This is a genomic window from Vreelandella sp. V005 (genome assembly GCF_052645115.1).
Genome location: NZ_JBQXYA010000005.1, coordinates 82,110 through 101,166, shown reverse-complemented (window position 1 = coordinate 101,166; position 19,057 = coordinate 82,110). Strand labels below are relative to the sequence as shown.

The 19,057-nt window shown below is 53.0% G+C and carries 16 protein-coding genes; 8 read left to right on the top strand and 8 right to left on the bottom strand.

The features are described from left to right. Window positions 1-2: 2 nt before the first annotated feature. From ACUN8H_RS13045 to leuC, 5 genes are all read right to left on the bottom strand, one after another. Window positions 3-2,168 carry a type IV pilus assembly protein FimV gene (locus ACUN8H_RS13045; RefSeq protein ID WP_445532514.1) on the bottom strand — a complete coding sequence of 722 codons (2,166 nt, stop codon included), beginning with the start codon at window positions 2,166-2,168 and terminating at the stop codon, window positions 3-5. Between the two features lie 197 nt (window positions 2,169-2,365). Beyond that, the gene (gene asd / locus ACUN8H_RS13040) at window positions 2,366-3,478 is read right to left on the bottom strand and encodes an aspartate-semialdehyde dehydrogenase (RefSeq protein WP_445532513.1); all 1,113 of its coding nucleotides are present in this window, start codon (window positions 3,476-3,478) and stop codon (window positions 2,366-2,368) included. 131 nt (window positions 3,479-3,609) lie between these two features. Then, complete coding sequence (gene leuB / locus ACUN8H_RS13035) at window positions 3,610-4,689, bottom strand: 3-isopropylmalate dehydrogenase (protein ID WP_445532512.1); 1,080 nt, start codon at window positions 4,687-4,689, stop codon at window positions 3,610-3,612. A gap of 35 nt (window positions 4,690-4,724) precedes the next feature. Continuing rightward, window positions 4,725-5,372: a 3-isopropylmalate dehydratase small subunit gene (leuD, locus tag ACUN8H_RS13030; RefSeq protein WP_445532511.1), complete on the bottom strand. Its 648-nt coding sequence runs from the start codon at window positions 5,370-5,372 to the stop codon at window positions 4,725-4,727. Between the two features lie 3 nt (window positions 5,373-5,375). After that, entirely contained in the window at window positions 5,376-6,827 is a 1,452-nt protein-coding gene (leuC, locus tag ACUN8H_RS13025; RefSeq protein WP_445532510.1) for a 3-isopropylmalate dehydratase large subunit, read from the bottom strand. A 157-nt stretch (window positions 6,828-6,984) separates the two neighbouring features. Here leuC and ACUN8H_RS13020 point away from each other — a divergent pair, with 157 nt between their 5' ends. Further along, window positions 6,985-7,899 carry a LysR family transcriptional regulator gene (locus ACUN8H_RS13020; RefSeq protein WP_445532509.1) on the top strand — a complete coding sequence of 305 codons (915 nt, stop codon included), beginning with the start codon at window positions 6,985-6,987 and terminating at the stop codon, window positions 7,897-7,899. A 184-nt stretch (window positions 7,900-8,083) separates the two neighbouring features. On the opposite strand, the gene ACUN8H_RS13015 is transcribed toward ACUN8H_RS13020, so the two are convergent. Together ACUN8H_RS13015 and ACUN8H_RS13010 are read right to left on the bottom strand one after the other, a co-directional pair. Then, window positions 8,084-8,503 carry a GFA family protein gene (locus ACUN8H_RS13015; protein WP_445532508.1) on the bottom strand — a complete coding sequence of 140 codons (420 nt, stop codon included), beginning with the start codon at window positions 8,501-8,503 and terminating at the stop codon, window positions 8,084-8,086. A gap of 230 nt (window positions 8,504-8,733) precedes the next feature. Further along, window positions 8,734-9,504, bottom strand: a complete 771-nt coding sequence (locus ACUN8H_RS13010; protein WP_445532507.1) for a carbon-nitrogen hydrolase family protein — start codon at window positions 9,502-9,504, stop codon at window positions 8,734-8,736. 413 nt (window positions 9,505-9,917) lie between these two features. Here ACUN8H_RS13010 and ACUN8H_RS13005 point away from each other — a divergent pair, with 413 nt between their 5' ends. Continuing rightward, the gene (locus ACUN8H_RS13005) at window positions 9,918-11,231 is read left to right on the top strand and encodes a hypothetical protein (protein WP_445532506.1); all 1,314 of its coding nucleotides are present in this window, start codon (window positions 9,918-9,920) and stop codon (window positions 11,229-11,231) included. 4 nt (window positions 11,232-11,235) lie between these two features. Here ACUN8H_RS13005 and ACUN8H_RS13000 read toward each other — a convergent pair whose 3' ends face one another. Further along, window positions 11,236-11,757 carry a zinc ribbon-containing protein gene (locus ACUN8H_RS13000; RefSeq protein ID WP_445532505.1) on the bottom strand — a complete coding sequence of 174 codons (522 nt, stop codon included), beginning with the start codon at window positions 11,755-11,757 and terminating at the stop codon, window positions 11,236-11,238. Window positions 11,758-11,918: 161 nt separating this feature from the next. Between ACUN8H_RS13000 and leuS the strand changes: the two genes are divergently transcribed. From leuS to ACUN8H_RS12970, 6 genes are all read left to right on the top strand, one after another. Further along, window positions 11,919-14,504, top strand: a complete 2,586-nt coding sequence (leuS, locus tag ACUN8H_RS12995; RefSeq protein WP_445532504.1) for a leucine--tRNA ligase — start codon at window positions 11,919-11,921, stop codon at window positions 14,502-14,504. After that, on the top strand, window positions 14,501-14,995 hold the full coding sequence (locus tag ACUN8H_RS12990; RefSeq protein WP_445532503.1) for an LPS-assembly lipoprotein LptE: 495 nt from the start codon (window positions 14,501-14,503) through the stop codon (window positions 14,993-14,995). Before leuS ends, ACUN8H_RS12990 begins: the two co-directional genes overlap by 4 nt. Beyond that, window positions 14,992-16,059, top strand: coding sequence for a DNA polymerase III subunit delta (gene holA / locus ACUN8H_RS12985; RefSeq protein WP_445532502.1), 1,068 nt, complete (start codon window positions 14,992-14,994; stop codon window positions 16,057-16,059). Before ACUN8H_RS12990 ends, holA begins: the two co-directional genes overlap by 4 nt. A gap of 131 nt (window positions 16,060-16,190) precedes the next feature. Beyond that, complete coding sequence (locus ACUN8H_RS12980; protein WP_445532501.1) at window positions 16,191-16,589, top strand: PA2779 family protein; 399 nt, start codon at window positions 16,191-16,193, stop codon at window positions 16,587-16,589. Window positions 16,590-16,601: 12 nt separating this feature from the next. Beyond that, window positions 16,602-17,570, top strand: coding sequence for a PA2778 family cysteine peptidase (locus tag ACUN8H_RS12975; protein WP_445532500.1), 969 nt, complete (start codon window positions 16,602-16,604; stop codon window positions 17,568-17,570). A gap of 230 nt (window positions 17,571-17,800) precedes the next feature. Next, window positions 17,801-19,054, top strand: coding sequence for a GGDEF domain-containing protein (locus ACUN8H_RS12970; protein ID WP_445532499.1), 1,254 nt, complete (start codon window positions 17,801-17,803; stop codon window positions 19,052-19,054). Window positions 19,055-19,057 lie beyond the last annotated feature (3 nt).

Below are 19,057 nucleotides of genomic sequence, written 5' to 3'. Positions count from 1 at the left end.
CATCATTTTGAAGATTTTGAAGGTTCGCTATTATCCAGGCCTCGCGGCTTGAATGCTACCTCTTCAATTTCCCACTCATCTTCCGGTAGTCGACGTTTTTTTTTGGCAGGGGCGGAAGGGCTTTCAGTGGCGAAATCAACGGTAGGCTGCTGTGGCGTTTCATGGCGCAGGCCAGCATGGCTGCTCACTGGTTTGGTTAAGGTGGGCGGGTGGTAATCGATGAAGCGATGTTCGGCCTCAGTGGGCGATAGATGGTCGGGCGCTGACGGTTGTATAGCGTTATGCTGTGTAGCGTTATTCAGCGCCGTCGGCTCACCCAGCGGAACATCAGAACTGCCAGCGAGAGCAGCCAACATATCACGCATGGGCTCAGGGCTTGGGGGCGGCGCTAGCGATATCTGTTCGGCGCCGTTAGTCGGCGCCACATGCAGACCTAAACGGCGCTGACGCCCTTGTTCAGCCAACCCGGCGGCTTGGCTTTTTTCATAGCTAGTTTCATAGCTAGGCGTGCCATCTCGCTCAATCGTTTGTTCATGCTCATCGAGAAGCCACTGATCAGTATCCGATGCTGATACCGTGTTGGGGTAAGCAATATCGGGCGATGCGTCATTCGATGTTGGCGGCTCGCTTTTGCTAACCGGGGCGCTGATATTCTCTTCATTGGCATGAATGGGGTACGTAGCGGTAAACGGCATAGCCTCAGGAACAGGCGTTGACGTAGGAGCGGCAGTGGTGGCGGCACGCGGGGAAACCGTTGGGTTTACGACGGGTTCTGCAAGCGGGGGGACATCTTCCCAGTTATTCTCGCGCCGCTTACGCAACCACACCAATAGCGCCAGAAGTAGAGCAATGCCTGCTAGCGCCAGCGGCCATTGATAGCGTTCAACGAACGCCGCTACACTTTGGTTTTCCTCCATGCTGGCAGCCAGTGGCTGTGGGTCAGTTTCTGGCGACTGCGCTTGTGCAGCCAACGCCTCACTTAACGCTTGATTCAGCGAAGCAACTTCCACACGCAGCGCGTTAAGCTCAGCGCGCATTAATTCGCGCTCATCCAGCACTTGCTGAAGCATCGCTTGGCTTAGGCGCAACTGTTCGGTTAATTCTGCCTGGGTTAGCGCCTCGGGTTCGTCGGCAGCCGCCGCCAGCGCGACCTGATCGCCTGTTGCTGCCTCGTCCGCTGCTGGCTCACTTAGCTCAGCGCCGCCCGCCGCAAGCGCGTTGTCGGGCTCTGGCGCGTCGCTTTCCTCGAGGGCAGGCTCTTCAAGGGCCGTGCTAGCGGCGATAGCGGAGTCTGAAATGATATCAGCTTCAATGCCAGGTAATGGCACTGCCTGAGGCGTGCCATTACGGCGGGCGCGCCAAGCTTCATTCATCGCTTGAATAGCCGCATCGGCATCGCTGTGCGAGCGCGCCATCACACGTTCACGATCGGGCACGCGCAACGTTTGCCCTGCACGCATGTCATTGATATTACCGGATGGAAAGACGTCAGGATTCGCCTCCAGCAGCGCAACCATCATCTGCTGCACGCTCACTTCATCAGGCTTAGTGCGCTCGGCAACGCTCCATAACGTATCGCCACTGCCCACATAAGCGCCGCTGTTACTGTTGCGGCTGTTGTTACGATTGTTATTAAGACTGTTGGCACTGCTGTTCTCACGGCCCTGCTCACGAGCGTTTGAAGATGCTGGCGGCACAGTGCTCGCTTCAGAAGGTGCAGTCGAAGCAGCATAGCTCGCAACTGGAGCAGCCGTTTGCGCTTGGCTCTGCTGGGAATAGCCGGGGGGATCAAACAACAAAGTTACATCGCGAAGCTGCTGCCCATCTGGAAACTCAACCGCAAGCAGCAGATCCAGCCAAGGCTCTTGCATCGTTTGGCCAGAACTTAAGCGCACCTGACGTTGCCCCTGTTGTTCAACCACCTGAGCACGAACACTTGCGGCGAGTGGCGTCCACTCAAGGCCTGCTGCGGCGAAATCTGCCGGTTCGGCAACGCTAACGCGGAGTTCGTCAATGGCATAGCCGCCGCTATTTAGCAGCGGTATCGAGGCGTTTAAAGGCGCATTCAGATACGAGCCGACACTCGCCTGCCCCAGCCCAACGGCTAGCGCAAAAGGACTCACTGCACTCAACGAGAGCCATGTAATCCATGTCAGTGTCTTTTTCATGAATGTTCCCTGATCGCTTACTTACTTTTTTACTATGGTCGCAAGTACTATGGTCGCAAGCTTATTGTATTACGTCTTTTTTATTATAACTTAACGAAATAAAGCCGCTTTTCCCACCTTGATGAATAATAACTGCGAAAAAAAACGGGAAGCTGCTAACAGCTTCCCGCTTTCGACTAGCGCACTACCATGAACCATTACTGTTCGCGGAGGATTTTCAGCATCCGCTTCAACGGTTCAGCAGCACCCCACAACAACTGGTCACCTACGCTAAACGCAGAGAGGTATTCACCCCCCATTTGCATTTTACGCAGACGACCGATCGGCACTTGCAGCGTGCCGGTCGCCACCGCAGGAGTCAGGCCCGCAATGGTGGCATCCTTATCGTTCGGCACCAGCTTGACCCACTCGTTATGCTTGGCGATGCGATCTTCGATCTCATCCAGCGGAACATCGTGCTTGAGCTTAATGGTGAACGCCTGGCTGTGTGAGCGCATGGCGCCGATACGGACACATAGGCCGTCAATGGGGATCGGATTGTTGCCGAGACCGAGAATCTTGTTGGTCTCGACACTACCCTTCCACTCTTCACGGCTTTGGCCATTCTCCAGTTTGGTATCGATCCAAGGGAGCAAACTGCCTGCCAGCGGTGCGGCGAAGTTATCAATGGGGAATTCACCACCGTGCATGGCAGCCGTTACCTTGCGGTCGATATCCAGAATTGCGCTGGAAGTATCTTTCAGCTCTTCGCCAACGCTGTCGTTTAACTGGCCCATTTGATTGAGCAGCTCACGCATATGTTTTGCGCCAGAGCCAGAAGCCGCCTGATAGGTCATGGAGGTCATCCACTCGATCATATCGGCTTCAAACAGGCCGCCAAGGCCCATGAGCATCAAGCTCACGGTGCAGTTGCCGCCAACAAACGTTTTAGCGCCCTTGGCTAGCTGATCATCGATCACCTTGCGGTTGACCGGATCCAGCACGATTGTCGCTTCATCTTCCATACGCAGGGTGCTGGCGGCGTCAATCCAGTAGCCTTTCCAGCCTGCGTTACGTAGATCTTTATAGACCGGCTTTGTGTAGTCACCGCCCTGGCAGGTCACGATGACATCCAACGCTTTGAGCGCTTCGATATCAAAGGCATCTTTCAGCGGAGGTACGTCGACACCGATATCGGGGCCGGGCTGGCCAACCTGAGAAGTAGTGAAGAAGACCGGTTCAATACCGTTAAAATCACCATCTTCCAGCATGCGCTGCATGAGTACAGAGCCCACCATGCCGCGCCATCCCACGAAACCGACTTTCAACATATGAAGTCCTCCTGCAAAGAATGAGTCACCCTATTATACACACTTCTTTACGGTGAATTTGAAGCCACACTGAACTGTCCAATGATAATGGCTGAGTAAATAAGGGCGCCGGAGTAGCCCGTAGATGTCACTCATTGCTTAGCAAACGCCGCCAATACCGCATCGCCCATGGCGTCGGTGCCGATAGTCTGCATGCCTTCGGAGGCGATATCAGCGGTACGCAGCCCATTATCCAGCACGCTGCCAACGGCTGCTTCAATACGCTCCGACAGAGCATTCTCATTCAGCGAATAGCGCAGCATCATGGCCACCGAGAGCATCATGGCTAAAGGATTCGCTACATTCTGACCAGCAATATCCGGCGCGCTGCCATGGCAAGGCTCGTACATGCCCTGCCCGCTTTCGTTTAGCGACGCGGAAGGCAACATACCGATGGAGCCGGTCAGCATCGCGGCGGCGTCAGATAGAATGTCGCCAAACATGTTGCCCGTCACCACCACGTCAAATTGCTTGGGTGCGCGCACTAACTGCATCGCGGCGTTATCGACGTACATGTGGGAAAGCTCGACGTCAGGGTATTCTGGCGCCAAACGCTCCATCACTTCACGCCACAGAATAGTGACTTCTAGCACGTTGGCTTTATCGACCGAGCAGAGCTTTTTACCGCGCTTTTGGGCCATTTCAAACGCCACGCGACCAATGCGCTCAATTTCGCTTTCCGAGTAGATATAGGTGTTAAATCCCACCCGCTCGCCGTTGCGCTCTTCGATGCCACGGGGCTGGCCGAAGTAGATCCCGCCGGTGAGTTCGCGAACGATCATAATATCCAGCCCGGCAACCAGTTCAGGCTTTAGGCTAGAGGCGCTAGCCAACTGCGGATAAAGCATCGCCGGGCGCAAATTACCGAACAAACCCAGGTTTTTACGCAGGCCGAGCAAGCCCTTTTCAGGACGCTTGGAGAGGTCTTCGATTTTGTCCCACTTGGGACCGCCCACCGCGCCCAGCAAAATAGCGCTGGCCGCTTTGGCTTTTTCCAGCGTTTCTGCGGGCAGCGGCTCGCCATGGACATCATAGGCAGAGCCGCCCACCAAGGCCTCTTCTACTTCAATATCCAAGCCTGCTTCTTGGCACGCTTTCAACAAGCGTGCCGCTTGAGCAGCAATCTCAGGGCCAATACCGTCACCCGGCAACAATAAAACCTTATGCGTCATGCTTAATCCTTAGCATTTAATAGTTGAAGACTGGCTTACGCAGACTGCCGGAACAACCAGGGGCGTGCGGCTTTATGCTTCTGCTCAAAAGTGCGAATGGCGTCTTCGTCTTTTAGCGTCAGGCCAATATCGTCGAGCCCTTCCAGCAAGCAGTGTTTGCGAAACTCATCTACTTCAAACTCTAAAATTTCGCCGCTGGGGGAAATGACCCGCTGATGCTCCAAGTCCACATCCAACTGGTAGCCTTCATTGGCGTTCACTTCGGCAAACAGGCGATCGATCACCTCTTCTGGGAAGGTAATCAGCAAAATGCCGTTCTTGAACGAGTTGTTGTAGAAGATATCGGCAAAGCTAGGCGCAATCACCACCTTTAAACCGAAATCTTCCAGCGCCCAAGGCGCGTGCTCACGCGAGCTGCCGCAGCCAAAGTTGCGCCGAGCCAGTAACACTTCAGCGCCGTTATAGCGTGGTTGATTCAAGACGAAATCAGGATTCAGCGGACGCTGTGAGCAGTCTTGCCCCGGCTGGCCTTCATCCAAGTAGCGCAGTTCGTCAAACAGGTTAACGCCAAAGCCGGTACGCTTGATCGACTTCAAAAACTGCTTGGGAATAATCAAATCGGTGTCGACGTTGGCGCGGTCAAGGGGCGCTACCACGCCTTCAAAACGGGTAAATTTTTTCATGACTTAGGCCTCCTGCGCGTGCGTGGCATCGTTAGCGGGTAGGGTGCGAACATCGACAAAGTGACCGGCGATAGCAGCAGCAGCGGCCATCGCTGGGCTGACCAAATGCGTGCGGCCGCCGTAACCTTGGCGCCCTTCAAAGTTGCGGTTAGAGGTAGAGGCGCAGTGTTCACCCGCGCCCAGCTTATCCGCGTTCATGGCCAAGCACATGGAGCAACCCGGCTCGCGCCATTCGAAGCCTGCTTCAATAAAGATTTTATCCAAGCCTTCCGCTTCCGCTTGACGCTTCACCAAACCAGACCCCGGCACCACCATGGCCAGCTTGATGGAATCTGCCACTTTTTTACCTTTGGCAACTTTGGCGGCTTCGCGCAAATCTTCAATCCGCGAATTGGTGCAAGAGCCGATAAAGATTTTATCCAGCTTGATATCGGTAATTTTCTGGTTGGCGTGAAGCCCCATGTACTCCAGCGCGCGGGTATGGCTGCGCTGCACGGTTTCATCCAGCGCGGCGAACGGGTCAGGCACTTGGCCGGATATACCGGTGACCATTTCCGGGCTGGTACCCCAGCTCACCTGCGGTTCGATCTCTTCGGCTTTGAGGGTAACGACTTTATCGAACTCGGCGTCGGCGTCAGAGACCAGATTGCGCCAATCTGCCACGGCGGCTTCCCACTGCTCCGCGGTCGGCGCGAAGGGGCGCTTGCCAAGGTAATCAATGGTGGTGTCGTCAACGGCGATCAATCCGACCCGAGCGCCCGCTTCGATGGCCATGTTGCAAACGGTCATGCGCCCTTCCATGGAAAGCGAAGCAATTGCACTGCCAGCAAACTCAATGGCGTAGCCGGTACCACCAGCGGTTCCGATCTTGCCGATAATCGCCAACACTACGTCTTTAGCCGTCACGCCCAGGCCCAGCTCGCCTTCCACACGCACCTGCATGTTTTTCATTTTTTGCGCCAGCAGGCACTGGGTCGCCATGACGTGCTCGACTTCTGACGTACCGATACCGTGAGCCAAAGCGCCAAAGGCACCGTGAGTCGCGGTATGGGAGTCGCCGCACACCACGGTCATGCCCGGTAGCGTGGCGCCCTGCTCGGGGCCCACCACGTGCACGATACCCTGGCGCGGGTCGTTGATTTTGAACTCTTCAATGCCGTACTCAAGGCAGTTATCGTCCAGGGTCTGTACCTGAATCAGCGATACCGGATCTTTAATACCGCTGTTGCCCTCGGCGCGCTCTTTGATGGTCGTCGGCACGTTATGATCGGGCGTGGCCAAGTTGGCATCCAAGCGCCACGGCTTGCGGTTAGCTAAACGCAGGCCTTCAAACGCTTGAGGCGAAGTCACTTCGTGAAGCAGTTGGCGGTCGATGTAGATCAGCGCGGTGCCGTCATCACGCTGCTTGACCAAGTGCTGATTCCACAGCTTGTCGTAAAGAGTTTGACCTGACATGTGGCTCTCCCGGGCAGTGCCCTGCTAGTTCGGTATGGCAGCCTCTGTGTGCTGCTTATATGGCGATAGCAAGAGTGTCACGCTACTCGCGCATAAAAGCAATTCATGTTATTCATAGTTTAGATTCCATATTGGAATACCTAATCAGAGAGTCTCAGTGGATACTCAAAGCCTCCAAGCTTTTATGGCCGTGGCCGATACCCAAAGCTTCTCACGCGCAGCGGAGCAGCTTCACCTTACCCAGCCGGCCATCAGCAAACGCATCGCCACCCTGGAATGCCAGGTGGGCACCCGGCTGTTTGACCGCATAGGTCGACGCATCGCACTGACTGAAGCCGGTAATGTGCTGCTGCCCCAAGCGCGGCGCATTCTACTGACCGTGGAAGATAGCCGCCGCGCATTAGCTAATCTTTCGGGCCAAGTCGGCGGTAAATTAACCCTGGCTACCAGCCACCACATTGGCCTGCACCGTTTACCACCGCTATTAAAGCAGTACACCCAGCGCCACCCAGAGGTCGAGCTCGACCTGCACTTTCTGGATTCTGAGCAAGCTTACCAGGGGGTGCTGGATGGCACGTTGGAAATGGCCGTGGTAACACTAGCACCGCAGCCTCACGAACAACTGCAAGTCGTCGAGTTATGGCGTGATCGGCTCTGTTTTACCTGCGCGACTGACCATCCACTTGCCTCGCATGCCAAAACCCAATCACAGAGGGGCCAAAACATGCTATCGCTTGCCGCCCTATGTGACTTTAATTGCGTCATGCCCGGCGCCAAAACCTTTACCGGTTCGCTGATTGCCCAACGCTTTGCGGAAGCAGGCTTACAGCTCCCGGTTAGCATGGCAACCAACTATCTAGAAACACTCAAGATGATGTGCAGCGTTGGTTTGGGCTGGAGCCTGCTGCCGGAAAAGATGATCGACAGTGAACTGGTAGAGCTAAAAGTAGACATCCCACCTATTTACCGCCCGCTGGGGTACTTGGTGCATACCAACCGAACGCTGTCCAATGCGGCGCGAATGATGATTGAAGAGCTGGAAAATACGCGAGGTGAGAGCCCTATAAAATAAGCCCTATGTGTAGCGCTCATAGAACTCGCTTTCTCGTTGCCACACGCTACGGTATGTGCACGAAGCTGGATAGATGGGTTCTCGTAGCGCGTGGTAAGCGAAGCGCACCCGCGGAAGCAGCGCAGCGGTGCCGGGGTTGGTGAAGAGCTACTATGGGTTGTTTCGACGCCTTCTGAACCGCCCCCTATTCACCAAACTGGGCGAACACTTCTTCACCGGTCAACTGCTTGGTTTTTTCTGCTAGTGAATAGTAGCGCGGCTTTTGGTCGATAAAGATTTGCTCGGTTATCTTCCAATCATCCGCGCCATCAAGAAGCCCAACGGGAAGCGCGTAATGCCCACCCTGCTTTAAGCGATAGAAAAGATGGGTGCCGCACTGCTTGCAGAAACCACGCTCGGCCCAATCGGAGGAACTGAAGATGGATATATGCTCGGAGCCTTTAAAAACCACATCACCGGCAAACTCAACCGCAAACATCGGTCCACCGCCCCACTTCCTACACATTGAGCAGTGACAAACGCCAATATGGTTGCTTTTATTGGCTATAGTAACGCTGACAATCCCACAAAGGCAGGCCCCTTGAAGCTGTGTGATGGATGCCATGTTTATCTCCTTTCACAGTATCTCAGTTACATCGTGTTTAAACATCAAAAGCCAGAATAGCCAAAAAAGCAGACTGGTTTCAAAAGCCGACATGTAAGGCCTGCCAAGGAGCTGATTCGTAAGCGCGGTGCTGTTGATATACGGGAAATAGAAATGAATCAGAGAATAAGATGACAAGAATATTGGCCTGGATATTTATATGAAGCCCATTATATGCCAATTACGGGCATTCAACGCTTCAATTGCGCGCCTATCCCGAGCATTGCTTGTTTAGTAAGTTTCTTCACGCTAGCACTTCCGCTATACATATCTAGAACAATCACCCCCTCCGACTCTGTATCTAACTGTCCAAGCAGCTCCCCTTGAATGTTCCAGGCTGCCGACTGACCGACGCTAAGAAAGTCGTCACTCGGCCCGACACAGTTAGCCATGATTACAAACATATTGTGACTTCGCGCCACAATGGGATAGTGCTTCATTGCTTTGGCTACTCCTCCAATAGGTTTTGCAACACTAGCGAGATAAATATCAGAAAATAAGGCGGCTGCATCGTTAGCATGATCCATTTGAAGTGATTCATAACAGATGGCAGGCGTTAATTTGAAGCCCTGACTCTCTAGCAGAAGCTGCTCACGCCCCGAAACGAAGTAGGGGCGCTCATCAGAGTGTAGTTGTTGTTTTGCATATAGGCGTCTAGCCTCACCAGGCGCAAACCAAACCATTCCAATATACACATCAGAACCAACAACAATCGGCATACCGACACCTATAATTAGGTTGTGGTTATCGCTGCAATCTTGAAAAAGATCAAGTCGGTGATCGTCTACTTCGATAGCAAGAGAGTCAGCGAGTCGTGGTTCGAACCCTGTGAGCGAAAGTTCAGGGAAGAACAACACATTTGCTCGCTGGGTAACGGCCAGCTCAATAAGCTCATGATGCTTAGCAAGGTTAGTGTCGAAATCGCCTGCTATTGGTCGAAATTGAGCAGCACACACCTTCATAATCAAGCTCCTGCCCGAATGTAACCCCGTACTGAAAAAAACGTACTGCTGCTGAATACGTGACTTCATTCATGTGAATGAAGCATCGTTTTACACATCTCGAAGCAAAACCACGCTACCGCTATGGCACACTTGGGCTACGTCAAAACGCTTCAATTGCGACAATAACTAACTCATTAAACATACCTTATTCGTAAATTTTAATTCAGTCACGTGCGATGCAAAAAGATGAGTCGTATTTTAGTTGAACAAGGCTGAAGGTTGGTTGCATTGGTCTGGCATCGCTGCGCGATGCTTTTGCGGGTGCCTTATTTGCTCGTTACCACGCGCTACAAAAAAACAGCTACTCAGCTTACTGCTGGCCTTCCTTTGCAAATCCGATTAGCCTGCTAATTCACTATTAAGGGTTTGGCATGCAAGAGACGACTCCTCGGCAGCGCTTGGCGGGCGTGCTGATTTTGCTTGGTTTGATCGCGCAAATTATTGGCTTTACTGGCTGGTTGGGCACTGCTCATGCGGTGAGCTATTTGCTGTGGGCGGCGGTTGTGTTGCTGTGGCGAGATATTCCTAAACGTTCGCGGATTCAGGCGGCCATTCTGATTGCGCTGGGTGCGGGCATGCTGCTGGTAGCGCATTTTGTGTATGGCGCCGAGGTGGATTGGCCTAGCATGTTACAGGGCAATTCGTTTGTGGCGGCGATGCTGGTGGGCGTTAGCTTTATATCGCTGATTGGTAAGCAAGGTAATAAGGGGGCTTCAGGTAAGCGTGTTACCGGTCCCTGTGGCGTGATGAGTACCTGGTTAGGAGTTCACTTTCTGGGCACGATTTTGAATCTTTCTACCGTGTTTATGGTGGGCGATAAGCTGGCCAGGCGGGGGCCGTTGACCACACCACAGCTGTTGGCGCTTAACCGTGGACTTTCTAGCGCGGCGCTGTGGTCGCCTTTTTTTGCTTCCATGGGCGTGGTGATCGCACTGGTGCCTGAGGTTGAGTATGCGCAAATTGCCGTGGTCGGCTTTCCCATCGCGATACTATCCGGGCTGTTGACCACGCTAGAGTTGCGTCGTCGGTTTGATCTTAGCGAGGTGGATGGCTATTCACTGGCGCCGCGTAGCCTGTTGATGCCGGTGGGCATGGCCGCGCTGGTGATGCTGTTTCACTTTGTGCTCACCCCTACCCTTACCATTGTCAGCATTATCACTTTTTTGCTGCCTAGCGTAGCGCTGCTAAGCAACCTGCCCCATGGGCCCAAATTTACCCTACGGCGGATTCGTCAGCACACCACCACGCGGTTACCCGCTATGCGCGGGGAGATTTCGCTGTTTTTGGCGGCGGGGTTATTAACCATTGGCCTTTCGACACTGGTAACCGCCGCGGCTGGCAGCGACTGGACACTGTTCACCCGCTTTGGTGCGCCTCAAGCGATGGTTAGCTTTGCGGCGATTACCTTGAGCGCACTAGCAGGCTTACATCCCATTATTGGGGTATCGGTGCTGGCGTCGATCCTCAATTTGCAGGGCGGCGAACAGACCGTGTTTGCGTTTGTAGCGTTAACCTCTTGGGCGGTGGGCACCAGCGTGGGGCCGCTTTCCGGCATCAATCTTTCACTACAGGGGCGTTACGGGGTAAGTGGTTATCGCATGATGAAGAATAACCTGCTGTATGCTGCGGTAATGAGCCTGCTTTCGCTGGGGGCGATTGCAGGCGTCAGTTTACTGGTGACCTAGTGAATCAGGTCTCAATGATTTTACTGGGAAAGCGGTAGAAGTAGCGATGGCCACAATGATGGCAAGGTTCCAGGCGCGCAACGGTGGGTAGCATTACCTGAGCATCACAGTGGGTGCAGGCCATTAAACCGGGTGCGGCCATTTCGCCTTCGCAGTAGTCGGCGCGGGCGGCTTCCAGATCTTCCTCAAAGCGTTCGCGCTCTACCACGCTACGGTCGGCAATCGAAAGCAGCGATTCCGCCACGCGGCGAGAAAGCCCGTCGATATCAATGCCTAGCCAGCTGGCCACCTGTTTGCCGGTATCCGCCATGAAGTAGCGCATATCTTTTAGGTCGCGCTCTACCCAGGCGCGCAGCAGCGCTAGCTCGTCTTTGGTGTACTCTTCAAGCTCCGATTCAAACTCAACCGCATCGTCCAGATCCTTCTGTAAATTCTCCCAGGTAAGCTCATTGGCGCCCCCTTGCATACGCTCCAGCAAACGTTCGTACCCTTCGCGTAGGCGATTGTCATTCTGTTGTTCACTCATGGTGCCTCTCCTTTTGTCGACGCATGCGGTTTCCTATCATCGGCTTACCGTTCAAGGATACACCCGCATAGGATACAATCGACCTCACTTATCTGACAGATGTCATCTCACATTCACTTTGCGCCCCTTTTGGGCGAATACGCCAAGGCATTAATAAACCGATGGACGCACACTACAGCCCTCGTGATATCGAACGTGACGCCCAGCAGTACTGGGACAAACATCAGTGCTTCAAAGCCGTAGAGGACGCGAACCGCGAGAAGTACTACTGCCTCTCCATGTTCCCCTACCCCAGCGGCAAGCTGCATATGGGCCATGTGCGTAATTATACTATCGGCGACGTGGTGTCGCGTTACCAGCGCATGCAGGGCAAAAATGTCATGCAACCCATGGGCTGGGATGCCTTCGGTATGCCCGCGGAAAACGCGGCCATCCAGAACCAGGTACCGCCCGCCAAGTGGACCTACCAAAACATCGACTACATGCGCAATCAGTTGAAGGCACTGGGCTTTGCCTATGACTGGAGCCGCGAGTTCGCCACCTGCGATACCAGCTACTACCGCTGGGAGCAGTGGTTCTTCACTAAGCTGGTCGAAAAAGGCCTGGTGTATAAGAAGATGTCGACGGTCAACTGGGACCCGGTGGATCAAACCGTTCTCGCCAATGAGCAGGTTATCGAAGGTCGCGGTTGGCGTTCTGGCGCATTGGTTGAGCGCAAAGAGATCCCACTGTGGTTCTTGAAAATTACCGATTACGCCGATGAACTGCTGGCGGATCTGGATAAGGTTGAGTGGCCGGAGCAGGTCAAAACCATGCAGCGCAATTGGATTGGCAAATCCCGTGGCGTTGAACTCTCTTTTGATATCAAGGCAAAAGATGGCAGTGCCTGCGACCCGCTGGCGGTGTACACCACGCGCCCGGATACGCTGCTAGGCGTGACCTATGTCGCGGTTGCCGCTGGCCACCCGCTGGCCAAGCAGGCTGCTGAACAAAACGCTGAGCTGGCAGACTTCTGCGATGAGTGCGCCAAAGGCGGAACCTCAGAAGCCGAAATGGCCACCAAAGAGAAAAGAGGCATGCTCACCGGCCATAGCGCGGTTCACCCGCTGACGGGCGATGAAGTGCCCGTTTACGTGGCGAATTTCGTGTTGATGGAATTTGGTACTGGCGCAGTAATGGCAGTGCCCGGTCACGACCAGCGCGACTGGGAGTTTGCCACCAAGTACGGCGTCCCCATTAAAGCAGTGATTGCCGATGAGAGTGGCAAGCCTGCGGACATTTCCGAAGCCGCCTACGCCGAGTACGGCACCGTGGTCAATTCCGTGGAGTTCGATGGGCTGGGCTTTGAACAGGCCTTTGATGCCATTGCTGCCAAATTGGCCGAGCTTGGCCGTGGTGAAGTCAAAACCAATTACCGTCTGCGCGATTGGGGCGTTGCCCGTCAGCGCTACTGGGGTGCGCCGATACCGGTCAAATATGGTCCGGAAGGTCAAACCGTTCCGCTCACCGATGATGAACTGCCGGTCTCACTACCGATGGAAGTCACCGTCGACGCCTCTGGTTCGCCACTGAAAAAGATGCAATCCTTCTCTGACCTGGGCGATGGTTGGACCCGTGAAACCGACACCTTCGACACCTTCATGGAGTCGTCCTGGTACTACGCGCGTTTCTGCTGTGCCGATAACACCGAATCGATGCTGGACGAGCGCGCCAACTACTGGCTGCCGGTCGATCTCTATATTGGTGGTATCGAGCACGCCATTCTCCACCTGCTGTATGCCCGCTTCTTCCACAAGCTGATGCGTGATTTCGGCTTGGTCGATTCCGATGAGCCGTTCCAGCAGTTGCTGACTCAAGGCATGGTCATTGCCGAAACCTTCTACCGCCCTACTGATAACGGCGGCAAGCAGTGGTTTAACCCCGCCGATGTGGAAGTGAAACGCGACGAGAAAGGTCGCCCGCTCAGCGCTATTTTGATGAGTGACGGCGAGCCGGTGGAGATGGGCGGCATCGAGAAGATGTCCAAGTCGAAAAACAACGGCGTTGATCCGCAGTCGATGATCGACAAGTTTGGCGCTGATACCGTGCGCCTGTTTATGATGTTTGCGGCACCGCCTGAGCAGTCGTTGGAGTGGTCGGATTCGGGCGTTGAAGGCGCCCACCGCTTCTTGAAACGCTTGTGGCGTCAGGTTAATGAGCACTTGGCAGCCGGCACGCCAGGAACGCTAGATATCGACGCGCTCAATGATGACCAGAAGGCCCTGCGGCGTAAAACCCACGAGACCATTAAGAAAGCCAGCGACGACATTGGCCGCCGCACCACTTTCAACACGGCGATCGCAGCGGTTATGGAGCTTTCCAACGCAATCGGCAAGTTCGAGGACACTTCAGAACTCGGCTTAGCCGTTAGCCGTGAAGCGTTGGAAGCCGGTGTATTGCTGCTCTCGCCGATTACTCCGCATATGTGCCATAGCTTGTGGGAAGCACTCGGCCATACAGGCCCGGCCATTGAAGCAACATGGCCTACCCTGGATGAAACAGCGCTTACCCGCGATAGCATCGAACTGGTGGTGCAAGTCAACGGTAAACTGCGCGCACGCCTTGAAGTGCCCGCAAGCGCCGATAAGGCATCGATCGAAAAACTCGCCATGGAGCACGAAAACGTGCAGCGCTACCTTGAAGGTAACATCGTGCGTAAAGTGATCGTGGTGCCCGGTAAACTGGTCAACATCGTGGTGAGCGGATGAAGAGACGTACATTTTTAACCGCTAGCATCGCCGCCTCAGCGGCGGTGCTGCTTAGCGCCTGCGGGTTTCAGCTACGTGGGACAGACTCGCTGCCGACGTTGCCTACCCTTTCCTTGGAAGGCGATACCAATAGCGCGGTTGCTCAGCAGGTTGCAGCCCGCCTTCAGCAATTAGGCACTCAGGTGACTGCTGATGCCCCATGGCGAGTCACGCTGGGCACGCCTGCGTTAATGGAACGACGGCTGGGAGGCGATGGCCGCGCAAGTCGCGAACATGAATTAACGCTAAGTACTTCACTCTCGGTACAAGAGCGAGCGAACAATGCCTATCACATCAATAATGCCACTCTGTCCACGAGCACAAGTATTCGCGTTAGTGATGATGATCTTCTCAACCGTGAAACGCTAATGATGGAAGCCGAGCAGACGCTTGCCCGGCAACTATCTCAGCAAATCATCGAACGCCTTGCGTACGTTGAGGGAATGCAGTGAAGGTATTTGCTGATCAGCTGCCCGCTGCGTTGGCTAAAAAGCTTCCCCGCGTCGTGATCGTCTCAGGGGATGAGCCCTTACAGCATCGCGACGCCTGCGATGCTGTAAGGGCGGCAGCACGGCAGGCAGGTGTTGAAGAGCGCGAAGTGCTCGACGTAGAGCCCAACTTTGCCTGGGGTCGCTTGATGGAAATGTCCAGCAATCTCTCTTTGTTTGCAACCAGCAAGCTTATGGAATTGCGTTTAGGGAACCACAAACTAGGCCAGGAAGGCAGTAAAGCGCTCGCGCAGTACGCCGAAACACTGGATAACAGCGATGACATTTTGCTTATTAGCATGGGTAAGCTAGAGGCCAAACAGCAAAAGAGCGCCTGGTTCAAAGCACTGGATAAACAAGGGTTGTTCGTCCCGGTTTGGCCAGTGGATGTTTCCCGATTGGGTTACTGGCTGCGGGACCGTGCGTCACTGCACGGCTTGCAAATCGATCTGGAAGCAGCCCGGCTGTTAGGTGAGCGCACTGAAGGCAATCTGTTAGCCGCTGACCAAGAGCTACAAAAACTAGCGCTGATCCATCCTCAGGGCAAGCGCTTAAACGTCGAGAGCATCGCCCAGGGGGTAGAAGACAGCACTCGCTTCGATGTTTTCAACTTGGCCGATGCCTGCCTAAAAGGTGAACCTAGCCGTGCTTCGCGCATTGTTAATGGCCTGCGCAGTGAAGGGGTCGAGGCCCCGATTGTGCTGTGGTCGCTAACCCGCGAACTACGCACGCTACTTTCGCTTCATCAACACCTCGATCAAGGGCAAAGCTTTGAGCATGCCTGCAAAAGCCAAAAGCCAATGATCTTTGATAAGCGTCGCCCGGCTTACCAAAAAGCAATTGGCCGCCTGCCCATGAAACGCCTGCATAAATTGCTATTAATGGCGCAGCGGCTCGATTTAGCGGTAAAAGGCGCGGCCACCGTCCCCCTGTGGCCAGGCTTACATGACCTTGCCATGACCATGGCCGGTGGGCGTGGGTTACTTTCCGAATCCGCGTGGACTTATCGCATTAGTGCAAATAATTAGCACTTTGCACATTAAGCTTAAAAATCAAACCATTTGTTTCTATACTTCAGGCTCATGCCTGCAGAGTGCATGTAAAAATAGGTCACAATAAAAGCGTGACCCTCCCCGACTAGTCTATAAGGAAGAAGACGATGAAAACATTGCGTGCCTACCTCTCTACCCTGCTGATTGCGGCGCTCGTTATTACCAGCTTGCCCGTTGCAGCCGCTCCCTCTGCGCCTCAGCCGATGGATTTAGTCTCCACTCAATCTGTTTTGTCAGCTGATCGTGCCGGCGCTGACCGTGAACGTATCAACGAGATACTGGCCCGTGCAGACGTGCAAGATCAACTGCTAAAACAGGGTGTTGATCTGGACGAAGTAGATGCACGCGTTGCGGCGTTGAGCGATGCAGAAGCACAGCAAATGGCCGAACAACTTGAACAACTGCCTGCCGGTGCTGGCGTTGTAGGTGCATTGTTCGCCGTTTTCATTATTTTGCTGGTAACCGATATTCTCGGCCTGACCGACGTTTATCCGTTTACTCGTTAATATAGGCCACTCATGACCTACCTGTTTGCTAACGCCCGCTTTGCGGGCGTTTTTATTATACTACTACTGCTTAGCGGCTGTGCACGTAACCCGGTACTGCTGCAAAGTACCTACCAAGCGCTACCGCCCCATGCTGAAATTACCAGCGTACCATTTTACGCCCAGACGAAGTTTCAGTGCGGGCCTGCTACGCTAGCGATGGTACTTAACCATCAGGATGTCGAAACAGACGTTGAACAGTTGATCCCCCAGGTGTTCTTGCCTGAGCGCGATGGCAGCGTACAGCCAGAAATGCTGGCTACCGTACGACGCTATGACCAACTCGCCTATCCCATTCGCGGCACCATGGATGCGCTGTTAGGTCATTTGGCCGCAGGCGACCCGGTGGTGGTGATGCAGAATTTATCGCTCCCCATTTATCCGATGTGGCACTACGCGGTGGCCATTGGCTACGACCTGCCCAATGAAACGCTGATTCTGCGCAGTGGTGAAATTGAACGCCATACCATGTCGTTTAGCCGCTTCGACGCCACCTGGGCGCGTACTGAACGCTGGGGATTTGTGGTGGCAGAACCAGGCAAGCTACCGGCCGGCGTTAGTGCTCGCAACGCGCTGGAAGCGATCAGTGCTTACGAAGAGTCCCATGGCCCCCGTGCTGCGTTAACAAGCTGGGAAGCGTTTGTTAAGCATTACCCTACCACTGCTATTGGGCAATTTGCGCTAGGCAATGCGCTGTATGCAAATCAACAACCTGAGAAAGCACTTGACGCTTTCGAACGTGCAACAGTGCTTGATGAATACATGGGGGCTGCTTGGCTCAATCTAGGTCTTCTGTTGCTTCAACAAGATGCTTCTGACCAAGCTTATGAAGCCTTAAAACGAGCTGTCTCAATCGAAGGAAACTGGCAGGAAATAGCACAATCATATTTAACTAAATTGAAAGGCTCAATTACACCAACACCGGGAAACACCACAAACTAATGAAGCACAATTCTAATCCCTTAAATAGTAAAGTCGGGGGATGGAAGAAACATTCCTCCAGTGCTTAAGTAGTTTATGTTGGTCGAAAAAAATCATCCCAGTGAATAATCAGCTTACAGTAGGGGTTGTTTAAACTTCAAAACTTTGCAACCCATGAAACATTATGGTTATACCAAGCAAACCATCAACCAAACAAGTCACGCAATATTTTTAATAAGAGGTGTATTTGCATGGATCGCAGCTTACATCATCGCACAAGCCCTTTAGTAACGGCCAAGTGCCTTTTTCACATTACACGATGGAAATTAGTATCGTGTTTCTTAGGTATTTTTTTTGCAAGCTCTTTACTGACCGGCTTATCTGCAAATAATTATTATCAACGAATCAATACCAACTATACCTCGTTAGCTGATGAAATTTTACGTGCACAACTTGCTGTTCCCAGCTTGCATATCCCTCTTGATGAGGGTAATAACGAGCTTAGAAAAGAAGATATCGAACATTTACACAACGCTACCACTCTTGCGCTTCAGAATTTAAGTAGAATTCAATATCTAATTTCACAACATCAAAGATTAAGCTCAGATATAAACTACATCTTCGAGCATTTTACCAATTTAAATGAGCGTTTATCTCATTTAAAAAAGCAAGTAGAGGCAACTCAAAACTCCACCTTGCTTATAACTTCACTGCAAAACAATGCAAGCTCTATTGAAATAAATTTAAATTGGCTTTATAACAGATTAATAGACGAAGTTCACCATTTTTCAAACCATCAACAATTAATGGTTCAACGCATTATCTCAGCGGTTATTATATTATTAATATTATTTTTCAGCACCACAGCGGTGCTTTCCTTAGCCGTTTTTCATCTTCAGAAACAACGTTACCAACTGCAAAAGCTCATATTGATAGATGAGCTGACTGGATTATATAACAGACGTCACATAGTAAAAGTTGCGTTTGCAGCACTAACGCAATCTCGGCGTGACCATACGCCTCTAAGCCTATTATTATTAGATCTCGATTTTTTCAAACGTATAAATGATACCTACGGACACCCCGTAGGCGATGAAGTATTGAGACAGGTTAGCGAACGATTGCGCCAATTCAGTCGCCCTTCTGACACATTAGCTAGAATTGGCGGAGAAGAGTTTTGCTTATTAATGCCAGCTACGCTGACACATGATGCTCTGCAAGTAGCTGAACGTCTTCGCCGAGAAATTGAAAGCATAGAAATTGAAGGACTAGCGCTTAGTTCAGAGCTTACCGTTAGTATTGGAGTCACTACCAGCAAGGGTGGTGAACACACATTTGAGCAACTTTACTACCTTGCGGACCAAGCGCTCTATCAAGCTAAATCGCTAGGGCGTAACCGAGTCGAAAGTATATTGCCCTCGGCAACCCCCTCGCCAGATAACAACGAAAACGTTTGTGCCCCTCCATTCGCTAACCATTCATCTACTTTCATTGCGCATCATTAAACG

Excerpts from the sequence above, each read along its gene's own strand:
- ACUN8H_RS13045 (WP_445532514.1), bottom strand. The coding sequence starts at position 2,168 with ATGAAAAAGACACTGACATGGATTACATGGCTCTCGTTGAGTGCAGTG.
- asd (WP_445532513.1), bottom strand. The coding sequence starts at position 3,478 with ATGTTGAAAGTCGGTTTCGTGGGATGGCGCGGCATGGTGGGCTCTGTA.
- leuB (WP_445532512.1), bottom strand. The coding sequence starts at position 4,689 with ATGACGCATAAGGTTTTATTGTTGCCGGGTGACGGTATTGGCCCTGAG.
- leuD (WP_445532511.1), bottom strand. The coding sequence starts at position 5,372 with ATGAAAAAATTTACCCGTTTTGAAGGCGTGGTAGCGCCCCTTGACCGC.
- leuC (WP_445532510.1), bottom strand. The coding sequence starts at position 6,827 with ATGTCAGGTCAAACTCTTTACGACAAGCTGTGGAATCAGCACTTGGTC.
- ACUN8H_RS13015 (WP_445532508.1), bottom strand. The coding sequence starts at position 8,503 with ATGGCATCCATCACACAGCTTCAAGGGGCCTGCCTTTGTGGGATTGTC.
- ACUN8H_RS13010 (WP_445532507.1), bottom strand. The coding sequence starts at position 9,504 with ATGAAGGTGTGTGCTGCTCAATTTCGACCAATAGCAGGCGATTTCGAC.
- ACUN8H_RS13005 (WP_445532506.1), top strand. The coding sequence starts at position 9,918 with ATGCAAGAGACGACTCCTCGGCAGCGCTTGGCGGGCGTGCTGATTTTG.
- ACUN8H_RS13000 (WP_445532505.1), bottom strand. The coding sequence starts at position 11,757 with ATGAGTGAACAACAGAATGACAATCGCCTACGCGAAGGGTACGAACGT.
- leuS (WP_445532504.1), top strand. The coding sequence starts at position 11,919 with ATGGACGCACACTACAGCCCTCGTGATATCGAACGTGACGCCCAGCAG.
- ACUN8H_RS12990 (WP_445532503.1), top strand. The coding sequence starts at position 14,501 with ATGAAGAGACGTACATTTTTAACCGCTAGCATCGCCGCCTCAGCGGCG.
- ACUN8H_RS12980 (WP_445532501.1), top strand. The coding sequence starts at position 16,191 with ATGAAAACATTGCGTGCCTACCTCTCTACCCTGCTGATTGCGGCGCTC.
- ACUN8H_RS12975 (WP_445532500.1), top strand. The coding sequence starts at position 16,602 with ATGACCTACCTGTTTGCTAACGCCCGCTTTGCGGGCGTTTTTATTATA.
- ACUN8H_RS12970 (WP_445532499.1), top strand. The coding sequence starts at position 17,801 with ATGGATCGCAGCTTACATCATCGCACAAGCCCTTTAGTAACGGCCAAG.